Annotated in this window: 12 protein-coding genes; 9 read left to right on the plus strand and 3 right to left on the minus strand. The window is 60.2% G+C overall.

Annotated features, from left to right (window positions below; genetic code table 11):
- Positions 1-8 precede the first annotated feature (8 nt).
- Both ACA069_RS10280 and ACA069_RS10285 read left to right on the plus strand, forming a co-directional pair.
- Positions 9-704 (plus strand): DUF1266 domain-containing protein, encoded by a 696-nt coding sequence (locus ACA069_RS10280; protein WP_489878724.1) that lies wholly within the window; start codon positions 9-11, stop codon positions 702-704.
- Positions 701-3,379: a DUF805 domain-containing protein gene (locus ACA069_RS10285; RefSeq protein WP_497617328.1), complete on the plus strand. Its 2,679-nt coding sequence runs from the start codon at positions 701-703 to the stop codon at positions 3,377-3,379. The genes ACA069_RS10280 and ACA069_RS10285 overlap by 4 nt, the downstream gene beginning before the upstream one ends.
- Here the strand turns inward: ACA069_RS10285 and ACA069_RS10290 are convergent.
- The 3 genes from ACA069_RS10290 to ACA069_RS10300 all read right to left on the minus strand — a co-directional run bounded on the left by ACA069_RS10290 (position 3,376) and on the right by ACA069_RS10300 (position 9,391).
- Complete coding sequence (locus tag ACA069_RS10290) at positions 3,376-5,067, minus strand: Hsp70 family protein (protein ID WP_497617331.1); 1,692 nt, start codon at positions 5,065-5,067, stop codon at positions 3,376-3,378. The genes ACA069_RS10285 and ACA069_RS10290 overlap by 4 nt on opposite strands.
- Positions 5,068-5,153: 86 nt before the next feature.
- On the minus strand, positions 5,154-8,432 hold the full coding sequence (locus ACA069_RS10295) for a sensor domain-containing protein (protein WP_489878727.1): 3,279 nt from the start codon (positions 8,430-8,432) through the stop codon (positions 5,154-5,156).
- A gap of 68 nt (positions 8,433-8,500) precedes the next feature.
- A complete protein-coding gene (locus ACA069_RS10300) occupies positions 8,501-9,391 on the minus strand; it encodes a LysR family transcriptional regulator (RefSeq protein ID WP_187676930.1) in 891 nt (296 codons plus the stop codon).
- 140 nt (positions 9,392-9,531) lie between these two features.
- Here ACA069_RS10300 and leuC point away from each other — a divergent pair, with 140 nt between their 5' ends.
- The 7 genes from leuC (at position 9,532) to ACA069_RS10335 (ending at position 18,875) form a co-directional block, all read left to right on the plus strand.
- Entirely contained in the window at positions 9,532-10,950 is a 1,419-nt protein-coding gene (leuC, locus tag ACA069_RS10305) for a 3-isopropylmalate dehydratase large subunit (RefSeq protein ID WP_497617333.1), read from the plus strand.
- Between the two features lie 10 nt (positions 10,951-10,960).
- Positions 10,961-11,605, plus strand: coding sequence for a 3-isopropylmalate dehydratase small subunit (gene leuD / locus ACA069_RS10310; RefSeq protein WP_187676932.1), 645 nt, complete (start codon positions 10,961-10,963; stop codon positions 11,603-11,605).
- A gap of 136 nt (positions 11,606-11,741) precedes the next feature.
- Complete coding sequence (locus ACA069_RS10315; protein ID WP_401265676.1) at positions 11,742-12,509, plus strand: class I SAM-dependent methyltransferase; 768 nt, start codon at positions 11,742-11,744, stop codon at positions 12,507-12,509.
- Between the two features lie 55 nt (positions 12,510-12,564).
- Positions 12,565-13,647: a 3-isopropylmalate dehydrogenase gene (gene leuB / locus ACA069_RS10320; RefSeq protein WP_497617336.1), complete on the plus strand. Its 1,083-nt coding sequence runs from the start codon at positions 12,565-12,567 to the stop codon at positions 13,645-13,647.
- Positions 13,648-13,713: 66 nt separating this feature from the next.
- Positions 13,714-14,826 carry an aspartate-semialdehyde dehydrogenase gene (gene asd, locus ACA069_RS10325; RefSeq protein WP_187676935.1) on the plus strand — a complete coding sequence of 371 codons (1,113 nt, stop codon included), beginning with the start codon at positions 13,714-13,716 and terminating at the stop codon, positions 14,824-14,826.
- A gap of 181 nt (positions 14,827-15,007) precedes the next feature.
- Entirely contained in the window at positions 15,008-16,018 is a 1,011-nt protein-coding gene (locus ACA069_RS10330; protein ID WP_401272086.1) for an aspartate-semialdehyde dehydrogenase, read from the plus strand.
- 208 nt (positions 16,019-16,226) lie between these two features.
- A complete protein-coding gene (locus ACA069_RS10335) occupies positions 16,227-18,875 on the plus strand; it encodes a motility hub landmark protein FimV (protein ID WP_401272085.1) in 2,649 nt (882 codons plus the stop codon).
- Position 18,876: the final 1 nt, after the last annotated feature.

An 18,876-nucleotide genomic window follows, 5' to 3' on the forward strand; every position in this document is an offset into this window, starting at 1 on the left:
CTTTCTTCATGGACGAAATGGAACAGCGCTGGCTCTATGCGCTTTCTGCGCCTTTGGTCGCCCTCAATCCCGATGCGGACTACGCCGCACCCACATACTGCTTTGACCTCAAGCATGTCGACGTCGAAGGCGGCTGGGGCATTACAACGCGCCCGCAATTGCTCGACATGCTGAGCACGGCCGACGATGGGCACGCGACCTATTTGAATGAAGCCTATCGACAGTGGGAGCGTTGCCTGCCGTCCGAATGGCAAGCCTTGCTCGACTCGCTGGATACCCGTCAACGCGCCTTTTATGAGTTGGCCAGTCGCACGTTCGGCGAGTGCGGCTCGGGTGGTATTCGCGCCTGGGACATTGGCCGAATGGGCTTTCTGTTGCGCTCGGCGGTACTGCATGGCTGGATCGATCTCACCGAAAGTCTCTGGCTGCACGGTCGCATGGCGGCGCGTGCGCGGTACTACTACGACAGTTGGACGAGTTACCTGAATGGCTTCGTCCTCGGCAAAGCCTTCTGGCATTGTCTGGGGAATAAAGATGAGGAACTTGCCCACGAATACGATCGGCAAGGCGACTACATCGGCACAACGGTGGTCATCAGAAAGCTTGATCGCGATGCCCGCGAATTCTTTGCCCAATTGCCCTGGGACATGCCCCTGCATCTGCCTGAGCGGCCGGACTCACTAGGGGAGTTCGACTGGTCATGAGCTGCTGGAATCGCTTGGGTATCGATCCCACCAAAGACAATGACGCCATTCGCGGTGCCTATCGTGCGCGTTTGCCGCAACACCACCCGGAAACCGATCCGGAAGGTTTTCAGGCCCTGCGCGAGGCCTATGAACTGGCACTGCGATTCGCCCGCGAGGAAGTATCTGAAGCGCACGTGCCGACCGACGATGAGGTGAGTCCTGCTGACCAGATGTTGGCGGACTTCGAAGCGCTACTGCTCGATTCGACGCGTCGATTCACTCCGACGGCCTGGCAGGCATTCAACCTTGAGCTTGATCGACTGCCGCTAGAGGTGCTGGACGAAGTCTGCTGGCCGCTGTTGCGCGCGTTGCTCGACGCCGGCCCGATTTCCCACGTCTGTGCGCGTTTGCTCGCGCAGCGCATGGGCTGGGCGAGTCGGATGCTCGATCTGGCTTTCGACAACGCCCGCACTGTCGATGAGTTTTTGAAGGCTATCGACGCGCCGGATCCGTTCGACACCTCGTTGATGAGCCATTGGCCAGCCACCGCGCAACTGGAGACCCTCTGGTACGTGCGCACGTTGAATCATCTTCACCGTAACGCATCGCTGGACGATTTCCGCTACTTCGCCAGCCTGCATACCTGCATTGCGCTGCCTGGGGATGACGCGCTGTTACAACGTCTGGCAATACAGTTCAGTCAGGCCGGCATTGCCAGTAAAGACTTTCTCGACATCATCAGCGAGCAGCATCGGCTCGCGCCGCAGGATGTTGACTGGCTTTATCTGCTGGCATGTCAGCGCAGTGCGCTGGGCATGGAAGAGTTGGCGCTTCAGGCCTGGGTGCAACTCTGGCGAGAGCATCAACACCCAAAAGCCGCCACCTGGTTGCTGGATCTGTGCGCGCGCCATCAACCACAGCGCTTGCCATTGCTGATCCAGGCGTTCGATCGTCTGGAAAACTTCCGCGGCTGGTCCGCTGACCTCAGTGATGTCACCCAGGAATACGGCAGTCCATCGCAGCGCCCGGAAACGTTGGGGCGCTGGTTCCGCGCACGGCAGCTCGACTTGCAGGGCATCGCCGATGCCTTTGTTGAATGGCGCGTCAGCGGTGATGAATTACCCCTGCTGGCGTGGTTGATCATTGAAAGCGACGACCCGTCACTCCAAACCCTGTACCAACATGCCTGGGCCTTGCATCGTGGTGATGTGACCTTGTTGCAACGAATCATGGATGCGCCAGAGACTCCGGAGATTCTTGACCAGTTGGTGCTAGAGGGCTTCAAGTATCAAGCCGATCAGCAGATCTGCTGGCTGTCCCAGGCACCCATTCCGCGTGCGCTGCATGCGTTTCTGGCCAGCGATGCAGCGGCGCAACTGCCGCCGGAACTGCAAAATGGCGAGCCGCTAGAGCTCAGTCTGCTGTGGATGCGCCGCTTGCGAGCCTATGACGCGCGTTCGCTGGCGCGGCTGGACGAAGCATTCAGTCTGAACAAGCGCGATGTCGTGCTCGACGGCCTGAAACTGCAAGCACAGTTGGCGGAACAGGGCATGTTGCTCCCGGCCATCAATACCCATGGTGATGTATGGGAATGGCATCGTCAGGCGTTGTATTTGCTGGCGACTCTCGATGAGCCGGCACGTTGGCTAGGTGCTCAATCGGCGCACTGCGTTGATTCGATGAACGTTGCGCGTGAGCATCCATTGGCGCGTTTGCAGCCTCTGCTGTGCCGATTGAATCGCGAGCAGGGCAGCGCCAGTGGTCTGCTGGGCTGGCTGCAAGCGAAGGATCCAGTGCATGCCTTGCTCGCGCGTAAATTGTTCAGCGTCCAGGAAGCGCTCGACAGCACACGGCTGTTGAGCAATGACCGCTTGTACGAGTGCATGCGCAGCGATATCAGCCGTTTCAATGAGGATTTGCTCGGTCGCATGTTGTTGGGTGGGGTGCTTTATCACGATCCGCTGCTGAATGCGCAACAGCGCAAATACCTGCTTGAGAGCATCACCGAAGTCGTCAATCCTCAGGACTGGTTCGACGGATTCCGCCACAGTCTGATCAAAGGTGAACCCATACGCCCGCCGCGTGAGGTGCTGGAGGATGACGGCGTTGATTACACCGACTCGTTTTACCTGGCGCTGGATGTGCTCAAGGATCTGGCGCGTTACGGTAGCGCCGGGGTGCCGCGACAGAAAATTCTGATGCGCATGCAGCAGGCCAAGGACAACACGCACAATGGCCTCGGCTTACGCTTTGCCTTCAGTGCATTGCTGTCGTGGTCAGAGCGTTTGCTGTTGGCCAAGGCTGACACTCGGCCGACGCCTGCAACCGCGTTCTGGCGCCTTGGCACACGACTGGGGCGCGAGGCATTTATCGGTCAGGTGATCGGCATCGTGCTGCTTACGCCATTGCTGGCCTTGTTCAGTGGCTCGATGTTTTCCGCTTTCGTGGTGTTGGCAGCGGCGCTGGTGCTGATGCTCAGCGCCATTCTGAGGCGCCTGCATGATATGGGCCGAGGTGTTGCCAGCTTTCTGATTCTGGCCGGCCTGACCCCGGTCTTGCCATTTCTGCCGCTGGTGCTGTTCGGCTTTCCCGGCGAGAAGTTGCCCAACCGCTACGGTGTACCACCGGACAGTGATCGTGAGGACACGTTATCCGGTGGTTTGCAGGCCGCGTTGCGGCGACTCAACGGTTAGAGACGCAGCTCATCCAGCACTTTGTTGAGTTGTGAGCGATGGCTGGCGATTTCTTCTGATCGCTGGCCACTCAGCACCGTGTTGAAACTGTCCAGCCATTCAGCGATGCGCTGACGCTCCTCGCCAAGGCTTTGCATCCAGGCACGTTCCAGTCGCGCCAGCAGGGTTCGGTTGGGCAGAGCATCGCGAGGATGAATTTTCAGGCTGGACAAGCGTTCCTGGCTGGCCTGACGCGATTGCTCATCGAGCCCGGTCGGGCTGCGATCGATGCTATGGCTGTGGCGCTCGCCGGTTTCCAGCAACGTGACGTCTACTTCGAGCAAGCCATTGATGTCGTAACTGAAGCGCACGTCCAGCGCCTGGATGTGATCGCTGGGTGTCAGCGTGACATCGAAGGCATCGATGAAGATGTTGTCGCGCACCCACGGCCGTTCACCCTGATAGACCGCAATGCGGATGACGTCCTGCCTGGGCGAAGTGGTGTGGAAGCGCTCCACCCGTGACGTCGGAATGATGGTGTTGCGTTCGATAATGGGTGAGAACGCGCCTTTGACGTCATCGCCGCGCATGGTCGAAATCCCCAGCGTGTACGGACACACATCGGTCAGGATCAACTCTTCAACCGCTCCATCCCGTGCCTTGCACGCCGCTTGCGTGGCCGCGCCGAGCGCGACAATGGTGTCCGGATCAAGATGCCGATAGGGCAGGCGCCCGAACAGCGTGGCGACCATCTGCTGCACCGCCGGCATCCGCGTGGCACCCCCCACCAGCACCAGACTGTCGAGGTCACGCGGTTTGAGCCGGGCATCGCGCAGGGCTTGTTCGATCGGTGCGCGCAGGCGGCCGAGCAGTGGCTCCCAAATCTTCACGCCACCCGCTTCGTCCAGCGACCATTCGAATGTCTTGTCGGCATGCCGCCAGCTCAATGTCTGGATACCTTCGCCGAGTTTGCATTTGAGCTGCTCCAGCGCATCACCGAGGCTGGCCATGCCTTGCGCATCGATCATTGACGGGGTGAGTTGCCAGTCCTTGAGGCAGGCCTGCAACAGCGCAGCGGTGAAGTCTTCGCCACCGAGAAAGTTGTCACCGGTCGACGCATGCACCTCGATCAGTGGCAGCGCATATTCCAGCACCGTGACATCGAAGGTGCCGCCGCCCAGATCGAAAATCAGCGTGCGTTCGAATTTCTGTTCATGCAGCCCATAAGCCATGGCGGCAGCGGTCGGCTCGTTAATCAGGCGCGTGACGGACAGGCCGGCCAACTCCGCAGCAAACAGCGTGCGTTTGCGTTGTTCGTCGCTGAAATAAGCCGGCACGGAAATCACCGCCTCAGAGACCGAATGACCGAGAAAGGCTTCGGCGTCCTGCTTGAGTGAGCCAAGCACCAGCGCCGATAACTCCTCCGGTCTGAACTGGCGACTGCCGAGTTCTATTTGTTTGTCGCTGCCCATGAACCGCTTGAACGCAGCGGCGGTGCGCTCCGGGTGCGTGGTCAGTCGGGCGCGGGCGGCTTTGCCGACCAGAATCGTGTCGTCTTCATCGAGGCTGACCACCGATGGGGTCAGCACGTCGCCGAGGGCGTTGGGAATCAATCGGGCCTGGCCGTCCTGCCAGACGGCGATCAGACTGTTGGTGGTGCCAAGGTCAATGCCCAGCAGGGCCGGGCGGGGGAGGGTTGCATCCTGCATGATCGATCTCGAAACGGCGCAAAAAACGCGACCCTACAGGTTGCCGTCAGCACTGGCAATTGCCGGTCTGTTGCAACCTGCGCGCATCAGGGCAGCAGCTTTTTCAGACCCTCCAGCGGCAATGGCCGACTGTGCAGATAGCCCTGATACAAGTGGCAGCCCAGACCTTGCAGGAATGCCAGTTGCTCAGGGGTTTCCACGCCTTCGGCGATCACTTCGAGTTCCAGGCTGCGGGCCATGGCAACGATGGCGCGGATGATCTCCGCGTCGTTCGGATCGGTGGTTGCGTCGCGAATGAACGACTGGTCGATTTTCAGCGTGTCCACCGGCAAACGCTTGAGGTAAGTCAGCGACGAATAGCCGGTGCCGAAATCGTCCATGGCGAAGCTCACGCCGAGTTTTTTCAGACGACGCATTTTACTGATGGTGTCTTCCAGGTTCTGAATGACGATGCCTTCGGTGATTTCCAGTTTCAGCAACGAGCAAGGCAGGCCGTGGCTGGTCATGCTGTGTTCGATGCGCTCGACGAAGTCATTCTGACGGAACTGTCGCGGGCTGATGTTCACGCACAGGCTGAAATTCAGCGGATCGACCAGCTTCAGGGCGATTAGTTGTTTGAAGGCTTCGCATGCTTCGTCGAGGATCCACGTGCCGACCTCCAGAATCAGGCCGCTGTCTTCCAGTACCTTGATGAACTCGGTCGGCGACTGCGCACCGAGTTCCGGATGATTCCAGCGCACCAAAGCTTCGGCGCCAATGATGCGGTTGTCGCGCGCGTCGATCTGCGGCTGAAAATGCACATTGAATTCGCCGCGAGACAGCGCCAGGCGCAAGTCGGTCTCCATGCGCAGCCGTTCGCTGGCCGCCTTCTGCATGGTGTTGTGGTACATCGTCGTGGTGTTGCGCCCGGAATCCTTGGCCCGGTACAGGGCGATGTCGGCGCGTTTGAGCAGATCAGTCGGGGTCGAGCCGTGGTCTGGAATCAGCGCCACGCCGATGCTCGGCGTCACTTGCAGGCGCTGGCCATCGAGGAACATCGGTTCCGAGAGCAGTTCGCGAATGGTGTCGGCCAGATTGCGCACCTGCGCGCTGACTTCGTTGCGCGAGCCTTCCAGGCCGCTGAGCAACACCACGAATTCATCGCCACCCAGGCGCGCCACGGTATCTTCCATGCGTACGCTGGCTTCGAGCCGTGCGGTGATGATCTTCAGCACGGTGTCGCCGACCGGGTGGCCGAGGGAGTCGTTGATGTGTTTGAAGTGATCCAGATCGAGAAACAGCAGCGCACCGCGCAGGTTGTGGCGTTTGAGCAGGGCGATCTGCTGACTCAGACGATCCATCAGCAGGGCACGGTTGGGCAGGTTGGTCAGCGGGTCGTGGTAAGCCAGATGACGGATCTGTGCTTCGGCGTTTTTCAGCAGGCTGACGTCCCGGGCAGTCAGCAGCAGGCACGCCGTTTCGTTCAGGGTGATCGGCTCGACCGAGACCTCAACCGTGAGCATTTCCCCGCGTTTGTTGCGCCCGAGCATTTCCTGATGATGCACGCGGCCCTTGATCTGCAACTCGGCCAACAATGCCGAGCGTTGTTTCTCCTCGGCCCAGATGCCCACCTGATACACGGTTTTACCGACCACTTCATCGGCGCGATAGCCGGTGAGGCGACAGAAACCATCGTTGACCTCCAGATAGCGCCCGGTGTCGCGCTCGGTGATGGTGATCGCGTCGGGGCTGGAGTGAAAGGCCTTGGCGAATTTCTCTTCGCTGGCCTTGAGTGCGGCTTCCGAGCGTTGCTGTTGGGTGATATCCCGCAGCGTGGTGACGATGCACGGTTGGTTGCCGACGCTGATCTGCCGGCTGGAAATCACGCAAGTCAGCGACTGTCCGTCCTTGTGCTGGACGATGATCGCGACATTGCTCAGGCCCTGTTCACGGATGACCCGTTCGATGCGTTGCAGGCTTTTTGCCGAGGCGTCCCACAGGCCGATATCTTCGGCGGTGCGACCGATCACGTCAGCAGCGCTCCAGCCGAACGTTTGGGTGAAGCTGGAATTGATTTCGATGAAATCGCCGCTGTCCTGGCGGGTAACGCAGATCGGGTCGGGGCTGACCTGGAACAGCGTGGCGAATTTTTCTTCCGACGCCACCAGCCGCTGCTCGCGCTCGACCTGATCGGTGATGTCCAGCAGTGTGCCGGCCATGCGCAGTGGCGCGCCGTTGTCGTCGCGATAGAGGCGCGCGCGGCTTTCCAGATAACGTGAGCTGCCATCCGGCAGTTGCACGCGATACGTCAGTTGATAGTTTCCTGCCGGGCCTTCGCGCAGGCTGCGATACGCATCGCGCATGCTGTCGCGTTCTTCGCCGGGCACGCCTTCGAAAAACTCGTCGAACGATTCATGAAACGGAATCGGTTCCAGGCCATGCAGTTGCGCAGCACGGGCCGAGCCGTAGAGCATGCCACTGGGAATGTGCCAGTCCCAGGTACCGAGCTGCGCCGAGTCCAGCGCCAGATCGAGGCGTTCCTGGCTGTCTTTGAGGGCGTGTTCGGCAACTTTGCGATCGGTGGTGTCGAGGAAGGTGCTGAGCAGATAGGGCTGGCCTTCGAGTTCGACCTTTTGCGCACTGAGGATGCCGTCGTGGACCTGGCCGTTACTGGCGCGAAATTGCACTTCCATGCTGATCAGTTCGCCCTTGGCCTTGGTTTTCTTGACAAGCTCGGCGCGTTGCTCGGGGTGAACCCACAGGCCCAGTTCCAGGGTGGTGCGGCCAATGGCGCTCTGCACCGGCCAACCGAAGAGGCTTTCGAAATACTGGTTGGCTTCGCTGATCAAGCCGTCTTCCTGGCGGGTCAGCAGAACCATGTTCGGGCACAGGTGAAACAACGTGGCGAAACGTTTTTCCGAACTGCTGAGGGCCTGTTCGCGTTGGCGCTGGTGGGTGATTTCGCGAATCACCCCGATCATTCGGGGGCGGCCGTTTTTGTCCGGGAGCAAACTGCCGTTGATCTCCAGCCAGTGCAGGCTGCCGTCGGGCCAGCGGATGCGGTGGTGCATCGCCTGTTCCAGCGGTGCGCCGGCAATCACCGCGTGGAAGGCGCGGACGGTTTTCGCCCGATCTTCCGGCGGCAGCAAATCGAGGTACTCGAGATCTTCCGGCAGCGGCTGGCGCGGATCGAAGCCGAACAATGCCTGGGTGCCCCGTGACCAACTGATCTGCCCACGCTCGATATCCCAATACCAGGCGCCGAGCCGCGCGCCGTTGAGCGCCGCGAGCAATTGCGGCGCGCTCTCCCAGCTCTGCTCGGAGTGTCGCGGGTCAATGGCTTGAATGCGCGGCATCGGCGGAATTCGGTCAACAGATTTCGGCATCGTTAACAGGCCTTGAGCGGGTGGTGGCGTTAGGCACAGAGACAGCAGCTCTATAGGAGTAGCACAAGTTAGCCGTGAGTCCCTGGCAGATCGATTTGTGCATCCAGCAAGGCCATAAACGCCCTTGCCGCATTCGATAGCGTCCGTTCGGTGTGCACGATATAGCCTAGCTGGCGAGTGAGCTGTATGCCCGGCAATGCGATGCTCGCCACCTGATCGTCGAGCATGGTGCGCGGCAGAACGCTCCAGGCCAGACCGATCGAGACCATCATTTTGATGGTTTCCAGATAGTTGGTGCTCATGGCGATGTTCGGCGTCAGGCCCTGCGCCTCGAATAACCGCTGAACAATATGGTGTGTAAATGTGTTGCCGCCGGGGAAAACCGCCGGATGACCGGCGATGTCCGCGAGGCTGACGGCGCCATTGCTGATCAGCGAATGCTCGGGAGCGACCACGAAATCCAGCGGGTCGTCCCAAACTGGCGTGGCTTTGACCAGTGTGTGGGGCTCCGGGGCGAGGGTGATGACCGCCAGTTCCGCACGGCCATGGAGAATTTCTTCGTAGGCCACTTCCGAATCGAGAAACTGAATATCCAGCGCGACTTGTGGGAAGCGGCGGGTGAACTCCCTTAATAGAGCCGGCAAACGATGCAGACCGATGTGGTGACTGGTGGCCAGCGTCAGGCGACCGCTGACTTCGCCGGTCAGATTGGTCAGTGCGCGACGGGTGTCGTCCAGCACGTTGAGAATCTGATAAGCCCGGGGCAGCAGGGCGCGGCCGGCTTCGGTCAGGCCGACTTCGCGACCCAGTCGATCAAACAGGCGCACCTTCAGTTGCTGCTCCAGCCCGGCGATACGCTTGCTGATCGCCGGTTGTGTCAGATGCAAGCGTTCGCCGGCGCCGGAGAAGCTACCGGTCTCGGCGATCGCAATAAAAGCGTTGAGGTTGGCCAGATCCATGTTGGTATTCCAGTTGGTTATCCAAAGCATAAAAAATATGAATTTGAGTTATTTAATCTAACCCCATAGGATCGGCCTCACAAGCCAAAGGGTTATTGATAAGCCCAAGGCATAGAAACAAGCTGATGAGGAACCGTCTGATGGCCGGCAAAACGCTCTACGACAAGCTCTGGGATTCGCATTTGGTCAAACAGCGCGACGATGGCTCGGCGCTGATCTACATCGACCGTCACATCATTCACGAAGTGACTTCGCCGCAAGCCTTTGAAGGCCTGCGTCTGGCCGGGCGCAAGCCTTGGCGCATCGATGCCAACATCGCGACCCCGGATCACAACGTACCGACCACGCCAGAGCGCAAGGGCGGCATCGCCGCGATTGCCGACCAGGTCTCGCGTTTGCAGGTTCAGACCCTCGACGACAACTGCGATGAATACGGCATCGTCGAATTCAAGATGAACGACGTGCGCCAAGGCATCGTCCACGTGATCAGCCCGGAGCAGGGCGCGACCTTGCCGGGCATGACCGTGGTCTGCGGCGACTCCCACACCTCGACCCACGGCGCATTCGGCGCCTTGGCTCACGGTATCGGCACTTCCGAAGTCGAGCACGTGCTCGCCACCCAGTGCCTGGTCGCCAAAAAAATGAAGAACATGCTGGTGCGCGTCGAAGGCCAATTGCCGTTCGGCGTGACCGCCAAGGACATCGTCCTCGCCGTTATCGGCAAGATCGGCACTGCCGGCGGTAACGGCCACGCTATCGAATTCGCCGGCAGCGCGATCCGCGACTTGTCCGTCGAAGGCCGCATGACCATCTGCAACATGTCCATCGAAGCCGGCGCCCGTGTGGGTCTGGTGGCAGCGGATCAAAAGACGGTCGATTACGTGAAAGGTCGCCCATTCGCACCAAAAGGTGCGCAGTGGGACATGGCAGTCGAAGCCTGGAAAGAGCTGGTGTCCGACGCCGACGCCAAGTTCGACACCGTGGTTGAACTCGACGCCGCGCAGATCAAGCCGCAAGTCAGCTGGGGCACTTCGCCGGAAATGGTTTTGGCCGTTGATCAGATCGTGCCGGACCCGGCCAAAGAGATGGATCTGGTCAAACGCGACTCGATCGTCCGCGCCTTGAAATACATGGGTTTGACCGCCAATCAGGCGATCACCGACATTCAGCTCGATCGCGTGTTTATCGGCTCCTGCACCAACTCGCGAATTGAAGACTTGCGCGCTGCCGCCGTGATCGCCAAGGGCCGCAAGGTGGCTTCGACTATCAAGCAAGCGATCGTGGTGCCGGGTTCGGGTCTGGTGAAGGCGCAGGCTGAATCCGAAGGTCTGGACAAGATTTTCCTCGAAGCCGGTTTCGAATGGCGCGAGCCGGGTTGCTCGATGTGCCTGGCGATGAACCCGGACCGCTTGGAGTCCGGCGAGCATTGCGCCTCGACCTCCAACCGTAACTTCGAAGGCCGTCAGGGCGCCGGTGGCCGTACCCATCTCGTCAGCCCGGCCATGGCTGCTGCGGCAGCGGTGAACGGTCGTTTCATCGACGTTCGTGAATTGATTTAAGGAGCGCAGCATGAAAGCTTTTACCCAGCACACTGGCCTTGTCGCGCCCTTGGATCGTGCCAACGTCGACACCGATCAGATCATTCCGAAGCAATTCTTGAAGTCGATCAAGCGCACCGGTTTCGGCCCTAACCTGTTCGACGAATGGCGTTACCTGGATGTCGGTCAGCCGTACCAGGACAACTCCAAGCGCCCGCTGAACAAGGACTTCGTCCTCAACGCCGAGCGTTATCAAGGCGCCAGCGTGTTGCTGGCCCGCGAGAACTTCGGTTGCGGCTCGAGCCGTGAACACGCGCCGTGGGCGCTGGAAGAATACGGTTTCCGCAGCATCATCGCGCCGAGCTACGCCGACATATTCTTCAACAACAGCTTCAAGAACGGCTTGCTGCCGATCATCCTCAGCGACGCTGAAGTCGACGAACTGTTCAAACAGGTCGAAGCCGAGCCGGGCTATCAATTGCAGGTTGATCTGCAAGCACAGACCGTGACCCGCCCGGATGGCAAGGTTTACAGCTTTGAGATCGATGCTTTCCGCAAACACTGCCTGTTGAATGGTCTGGACGATATCGGCCTGACCTTGCAGGACCACGAAGCGATTGCGACGTTTGAGGCCAAGCATCGGGTTAGCCAGCCTTGGCTGTTCCGCGACGCTTGATTGATTTGAGACTGATGTAGTTAGAGCGGGCCTCTTCGCGAGCAGGCTCGCTCCCACATTGGAATGCATTTCAAATGTGGGAGCGAGCCTGCTCGCGAAGACGGCAGCTCAAACAACACAAATGCAGGATGAGACCATGACCAGCACCGCCCAGCACACTCAGGTCGTACAGAAGCAATTCGGTGAACAGGCCGCCGCCTACCTGAGCAGCGCCGTTCACGCTCAAGGCACTGAATTTGCGCTGCTACAGGCTGAACTGGCAGGGCAGGGCGAGGCTCGGGTGCTGGATCTGGGGTGTGGCGCCGGCCATGTGAGTTTTCACGTGGCGCCGCTGGTCAAGGAAGTGGTTGCCTATGACCTGTCGCAGCAGATGCTCGACGTGGTGGCTACCGCTGCCGTTGATCGCGGTCTGAACAATATTTCCACGGTCAACGGTGCCGCCGAGCGTCTGCCGTTTGCCGATGGCGAGTTCGACTTCGTGTTCAGCCGTTATTCGGCGCATCACTGGAGCGACCTCGGTCTGGCCCTGCGCGAAGTGCGTCGGGTGCTGAAGCCGGGCGGCGTGGCGGCGTTTGTTGACGTGTTGTCACCGGGCAGCCCGTTGTTCGACACTTACCTGCAAAGCGTCGAAGTGCTGCGCGACACCAGCCATGTGCGCGATTATTCCGCCGGCGAGTGGTTGCGTCAGGTCAGCGAAGCCGGTCTGCATACCCGCAGCACCACGCGTCAACGCCTGCGTCTGGAATACAGCAGTTGGGTCGAGCGCATGCGCACACCCGAAGTGATGCGCGCGGCGATCCGCCAGTTGCAGCAGTCGATGGGCAACGAAGTGCGCGAATATTTTGAGATTGATGCCGACGGCTCGTTCAGTACAGATGTGATTGTGTTGATGGCTGAACGCTAAGAATTTTTCCGGGAGTGCCAGTAAACGGCGCACCGATTGAAGACACGAGGAAAGCATGAGCAAGCAGATTCTGATTCTCCCAGGTGACGGTATTGGTCCGGAAATCATGGCCGAAGCGGTCAAGGTGCTGGAGCTGGCCAACGACAAATACAGCCTGGGCTTCGAGCTGAGTCATGACGTGATCGGTGGCGCGGCCATCGACAAGCACGGCGTGCCGTTGGCCGACGAAACCCTCGCCCGTGCCCGCGCTGCCGATGCTGTGCTGCTGGGCGCCGTGGGTGGGCCGAAATGGGACACCATCGAGCGCGACATTCGCCCTGAGCGCGGTCTGCTGAAAATTCGTGCGCAACTGGGCCTGTTCGGCAACCTGCGTCCGGCGATTCTCTATCCGCAGTTGGCCGACGCTTCCAGCCTGAAGCCGGAAATCGTTGCCGGTCTGGACATCCTGATCGTTCGTGAGCTGACCGGTGGCATCTACTTCGGCGCGCCGCGTGGCACCCGCGAGCTGGAAAACGGCGAGCGTCAGGCCTACGACACCCTGCCGTACAGCGAAAGCGAAATCCGCCGCATCGCCCGCGTCGGTTTCGACATGGCCATGGTGCGTGGCAAGAAGCTCTGTTCAGTGGACAAGGCCAACGTGTTGGCGTCCAGCCAACTGTGGCGTGAAGTGGTTGAGCAGGTGGCCAAGGATTACCCGGAAGTCGAACTGAGCCACATGTACGTCGACAACGCCGCCATGCAACTGGTGCGCGCGCCGAAGCAGTTCGACGTGATCGTCACCGACAACCTGTTCGGCGACATCCTGTCCGACGAAGCGTCGATGCTCACCGGCTCCATCGGCATGCTGCCGTCGGCCTCGCTGGATGCCAACAACAAGGGCATGTACGAGCCTTGCCACGGTTCGGCGCCGGACATTGCCGGCAAGGGCATTGCCAACCCGTTGGCGACGATTCTGTCGGTGTCGATGATGCTGCGTTATAGCTTCAATCTGCAGGATGCGGCCGATGCCATCGAGAAAGCCGTCATCGTCGTGCTCTATCAAGGGCTGCGCACCGGCGACATCTATTCGGCCGGTTGCACTAAAGTCGGTACGCAGGAAATGGGCGACGCAGTAGTCGCCGCGCTGCGGAATCTGTAATCTCTCGGGCCCGCTGCGAAATTCAATACAAAGCAGCGGCCCACTTTTCAAGAAGGTGTAGTTGCGATGAAACGTGTAGGTCTGATCGGTTGGCGCGGTATGGTCGGTTCCGTGCTCATGCAGCGGATGCTGGAAGAGCAGGATTTCGATCTTATCGAGCCGGTGTTTTTCACCACTTCCAATGTCGGTGGCCAAGGCCCGTCCGTGGGCAAGGATATTGCTCCGCTCAAGGACGCTTACAGCATTGAAGAGCTGAAAACCCTCGACGTGATCCTGACGTGCCAGGGCGGCGACTACACCAGCGAAGTGTTCCCCAAGCTGCGCGAAGCCGGCTGGCAGGGTTACTGGATCGACGCGGCTTCCAGCCTGCGCATGAACGATGACGCGGTCATCATTCTCGATCCGGTCAACCGCAAGGTTATCGACCAGCAACTGGATGCGGGCACCAAGAACTACATCGGCGGCAACTGCACCGTCAGCCTGATGCTGATGGGCCTGGGCGGTCTGTTCGAGGCCGGTCTGGTCGAGTGGATGAGCGCCATGACCTATCAGGCGGCCTCCGGTGCCGGCGCGCAGAACATGCGTGAACTGATCAAGCAGATGGGCGCGACTCACGCCGCTGTTGCCGATCAACTGGCCGATCCCGCCAGCGCGATCCTCGACATCGATCGTCGCGTGGCTGAAGCCATGCGCAGCGAAGCGTACCCGACCGAGAACTTCGGCGTGCCGCTGGCCGGCAGCCTGATCCCGTGGATCGACAAGGAATTGCCGAACGGCCAGAGCCGCGAAGAGTGGAAGGCCCAGGCCGAGACCAACAAGATTCTGGGTCGCTTCAAGAGCCCGATCCCGGTCGACGGCATCTGCGTGCGCATCGGCGCCATGCGTTGCCACAGCCAGGCGCTGACCATCAAGCTGAACAAAGACGTACCGATCGCCGACATCGAAGGGCTGATCAGCCAGCACAATCCTTGGGTCAAACTGGTGCCGAACCAGCGCGAGATCAGCATGCAGGAGCTGAGCCCGACCAAGGTCACCGGCACTCTGAATGTTCCGGTCGGCCGTTTGCGCAAGCTGAACATGGGTTCGCAGTTCGTCGGTGCTTTCACCGTCGGCGACCAACTGCTGTGGGGCGCGGCCGAACCGCTGCGTCGCATGCTCCGGATCCTGCTGGAACGTTGATCGCTTGAAGCAATGAACAACCCGCGCCTTGCGAGAGGCGCGGGTTTTTTTATGTCCTAAGTTTCTCGGGCGACTGTGCCAGCCTCTTCGCGAGCAGGCACCGCAAATCCCGGACAGAAATTGCCTGTGCGGCACTCACCCGGTAAAGTGCCGCTCCCCCCGTTTCGCCAGAGGCCGCACCATGACCCAGACCCTAGATATTGCCGTGATCGGCGCCACCGGTACTGTCGGCGAAACCCTCGTACAGATTCTCCAAGAGCGCGACTTCCCGGTCGGCAACCTGCACCTGCTGGCCAGCAGTGAATCCGCTGGCAGTTCGGTGCTGTTCCGTAACAAAAACGTGCGCGTGCGTGAAGTCGACGAGTTCGATTTCAGCAAGGTCAAACTGGTGTTCTTTGCCGCCGGTGCTGCCGTCTCGCTAAGCTACGCCGCTCGCGCTCATGCTGCCGGTTGCTCGCTGATCGATCTGTCCGGCGCCTTGCCGGCCGATCAGGCGCCGCAAGTGGTGCCGGAAGCCAACGCCGCTGTACTCGCCGGTTTGAAAGCGCCGTTCCAGGTCAGCAGTCCAAGCCCGTCGGCCACCACGCTCGCCGTGGTGCTGGCGCCGCTGCTTGATCTGATCGACCTGCAATACGTCAATGTCACCGCCAATCTGGCCGTTTCCGCCCAAGGTCGCGAAGCCGTGACCGAACTGGCGAGACAGACCGCCGAACTGCTGAACATGCGCCCGCTGGAGCCAACATTTTTCGACCGTCAAATGGCTTTCAACCTGCTGGCGCAGGTCGGCACCCCCGACGCACAAGGCCATACGCTGCTGGAAAAACGCCTGGTGCGTGAGTTGCGTCAGGTGCTGGCGCAGCCTTTATTAAAGATTTCCGCAACTTGCGTTCAAGCCCCGGTGTTTTTTGGCGATAGCTTTAGCGTGACCTTGCAGTCAACGAAGGCCGTGGACCTGGAAAAGGTCAATGCCGCGCTCGAAGCTGCGTCGGGTATCGAACTGGTCGAAGCGGGTGATTACCCGACAGCAGTTGGTGACGCGGTCGGGCAGGACGTTGTTTATGTCGGGCGCGTGCGCAGTGGTGTCGACGACCCGGCGGAACTAAATCTGTGGCTGACGTCAGATAACGTACGCAAAGGCGCCGCCCTCAATGCTGTGCAGGTGGCTGAATTGTTGATAAAAGACCTGCTGTAAAAGATACTTGGCAACAATTTGTCGACTGAATCTAGGTGAGCGCTATGCTTGGCCGGAGCACTCGATAACGTTTTACCCTCCGGGACTTTCCGGGGCATCAAAGAAATGATCGCGCGCGACACCTGTCGTCGTCGCGCGCAATGCCTTACGGCAGCGGCAATCAACATCTTCTCGCTGGCCGAGGAACGTTCAAACAAAGGATGAGGCTATGGTTCAAGTTCGCAAACTGGTGTTAGCAATAGCGGCCGCCTCGGCGCTGTCCTCCGGTATGGCGCATGCCCTCGGGCTCGGGGAGCTGACCCTGAAGTCGACCCTGAACCAGCCGCTGGTGGCCGAGATCGAGCTGCTCGACGTCAAGGATCTCACCGCTGCCGAAGTGGTGCCGAGCCTGGCCTCGCCGGAAGATTTCGCCAAGGCCGGTGTTGATCGCCAGGCCTTCCTTAACGATCTGACGTTTACCCCGGTGCTCAACGCCAGCGGCAAGAGCGTGTTGCGCGTGACCTCGAGCAAGCCACTGTCGGAACCGATGGTGAAATTCCTCGTCCAGGTGATGTGGCCGAACGGCCGTCTGCTGCGCGATTACAGCGTGCTGCTGGATCCGTCGAAGTTCTCGCCGCAGACCGCAGATGCTGCCGCTCAGCCAGCACCGTCGCAAACCGTCACTGCGCCGACCACTGGCGCCACTCACTCGAATCAATACACCACCACGCCGCGCGATACCCTGTGGGAAATCGCCGCGAAGGCGCGCACCGGCGGTTCGGTGCAGCAGACCATGCTGGCCATTCAAGCGCTGAACCCGGATGCGTTCATTGGCGGCAACATCAATCGATTGAAAACCGGCCAGGTGCTGCGTCTGCCTGACTCGGTACAAAGTACTTCGCTGCCACAGTCGAAAGCTATTGCTGAAGTCGCTGCACAAAACGAAGCATGGCGTCAGGGGCGTCGTTACGTGGCCAAGCCTGGCACTGGCCAGCAGCAACTCGATGCGACCAATCGTGGTCGCGGCAATGCCGGCGCTGCGCCCAATGCCCAGGACAATCTGAGCCTGGTCTCCGCCGAAAGCGCCAAGGCGCGCGGCAACGGCCCGGCCGGCGATGCCAAGGCCCTGAGCAACAAGCTCGCCGTGACCCAGGAAAGCCTCGACACGACCCGTCGTGACAACGAGGAACTGAAAAGCCGCATGTCCGATCTGCAAAGTCAGCTGGACAAGCTGCAAAAGCTGATCGAACTGAAGAACAATCAACTGGCGAAGATGCAGGCCGAAGGGTCGGGCGCTGCGCCAGCCGCCAATCCTGCCGTTGCACCGGTTCCAGCGATCACTGCCGAACTGGCCGCAACTCCGCCAGCCACGCCAGCAGAAGCGGCAGCGGCATCGCCTACGCCGGAATCGGCTATTGCGCCGCCGGCTGAGACACCGGCTGAAACTCCGGTGGTCGAGCCGAAACCGGTTGTCGATGACGAGAAGACGTTTAACGAGCTGCTGACCAATCCGATCCTGCTGGGTCTGATCGGTGGCGGTGCTGTGGTTCTGCTGCTCCTGCTGTTGCTTTTGGCGCGTCGCCGCAAAGCTCAGCAGGAAGCCGAGAAACATGTGCGGATGGCTCGCGCCCTGGCTGAAGAACAAGAGTTCTCCGCCGAGCAGGATTTGCCGGAAAGCAGCTTTGAAGGTCTGGAAACGCCGGCCGCCAGCGTCAAACTGAACACGCCAACCCCTGCGCCATCTCCAATCCCGGCAGCAGTAGTTGCGCCGGTGGTCATGGCCGAACCGATTGCCGCGCCACTGGTTGCCCCGGCAGCCGAGCGCTCCGACGACGTGCTGGACAAGGCGCAGTCGCACATTAATGCCGGTCGCCTGAATCAGGCAGCCGCGTTGCTGGAAGAGGGCGTCAGCTTTGAGCCACAGCGCAGCGACCTGCGTCTGAAGCTGATGGAAGTTTACGGTCAGCAAGGTGATCGTGATGCGTTCGTTGCTCAGGAGCGTCAGTTGGTGGCCAATGGCGACAACTTCGCCAAGGTCGAAGAGCTGAAAAGCCGCTTCCCGGCCATGGCCGTAGCGGTCGCCGGCGGTCTGGCGGCAGCGGCTATTGCCGCCGAGCTGGATGCGCAGTACGTCAAGGATCTGCTGCTGGATGAGCCGCAAGCGCCGGAATCGACTCCTGTTGAAGACAATCTCGACAGCGCGTTTGATCTGAGCCTGGACGATCTCGACAACATCACCCCGGTTGAGCCTGCGCCAGTGGTCGAGCCAGAAGCTCCGATCGAGCTGGATGAATTCCCTTCGGATGACGATTTGAGCTTCGAGTCGGTGCTGCAACAGCAGACCGAAATCAAAGAGAATCTGGACGATCTGTCGGACTTCGACCTGGACATGGACCTTGGCGCTGAGCCTGCGCCCGTGGCATTGGCCGATGACGACTTCCTGCTGGATCTGGACGAAGGCGTGAAGGATCTGCCAGCTGTCGAGGCGCCGGTCGTTGCCGACGTGCCGCAGGATGACCTAGAGCTGCCAGCCGATTTCGATCTGTCGCTGGCTGACGAAATGGACAGCAATCCGGCCGAGCCTGATGCGTTTGCTGCCGAACTGGACGATGTCAACGCCGAGCTGGATCGTCTGTCGCAAAGCATCGCCGAACCGACCTTCACCGAAGCCGATGCGGCAATGGGTGATGATCTGGGCGAAGATGATTTCGACTTCCTTGCCGGTACTGACGAAGCGGCCACCAAACTCGATCTGGCCCAGGCCTACATCGATATGGGCGACAGCGAAGGTGCACGCGACATCCTCAACGAAGTGTTGACCGAAGGTGACGAGAAACAGCGCGGCGAAGCGAAGGAAATGCTTTCCAACCTGGCCTGAG

The sequence above is a fragment of the Pseudomonas sp. LBUM1652 genome (assembly GCF_059716105.1).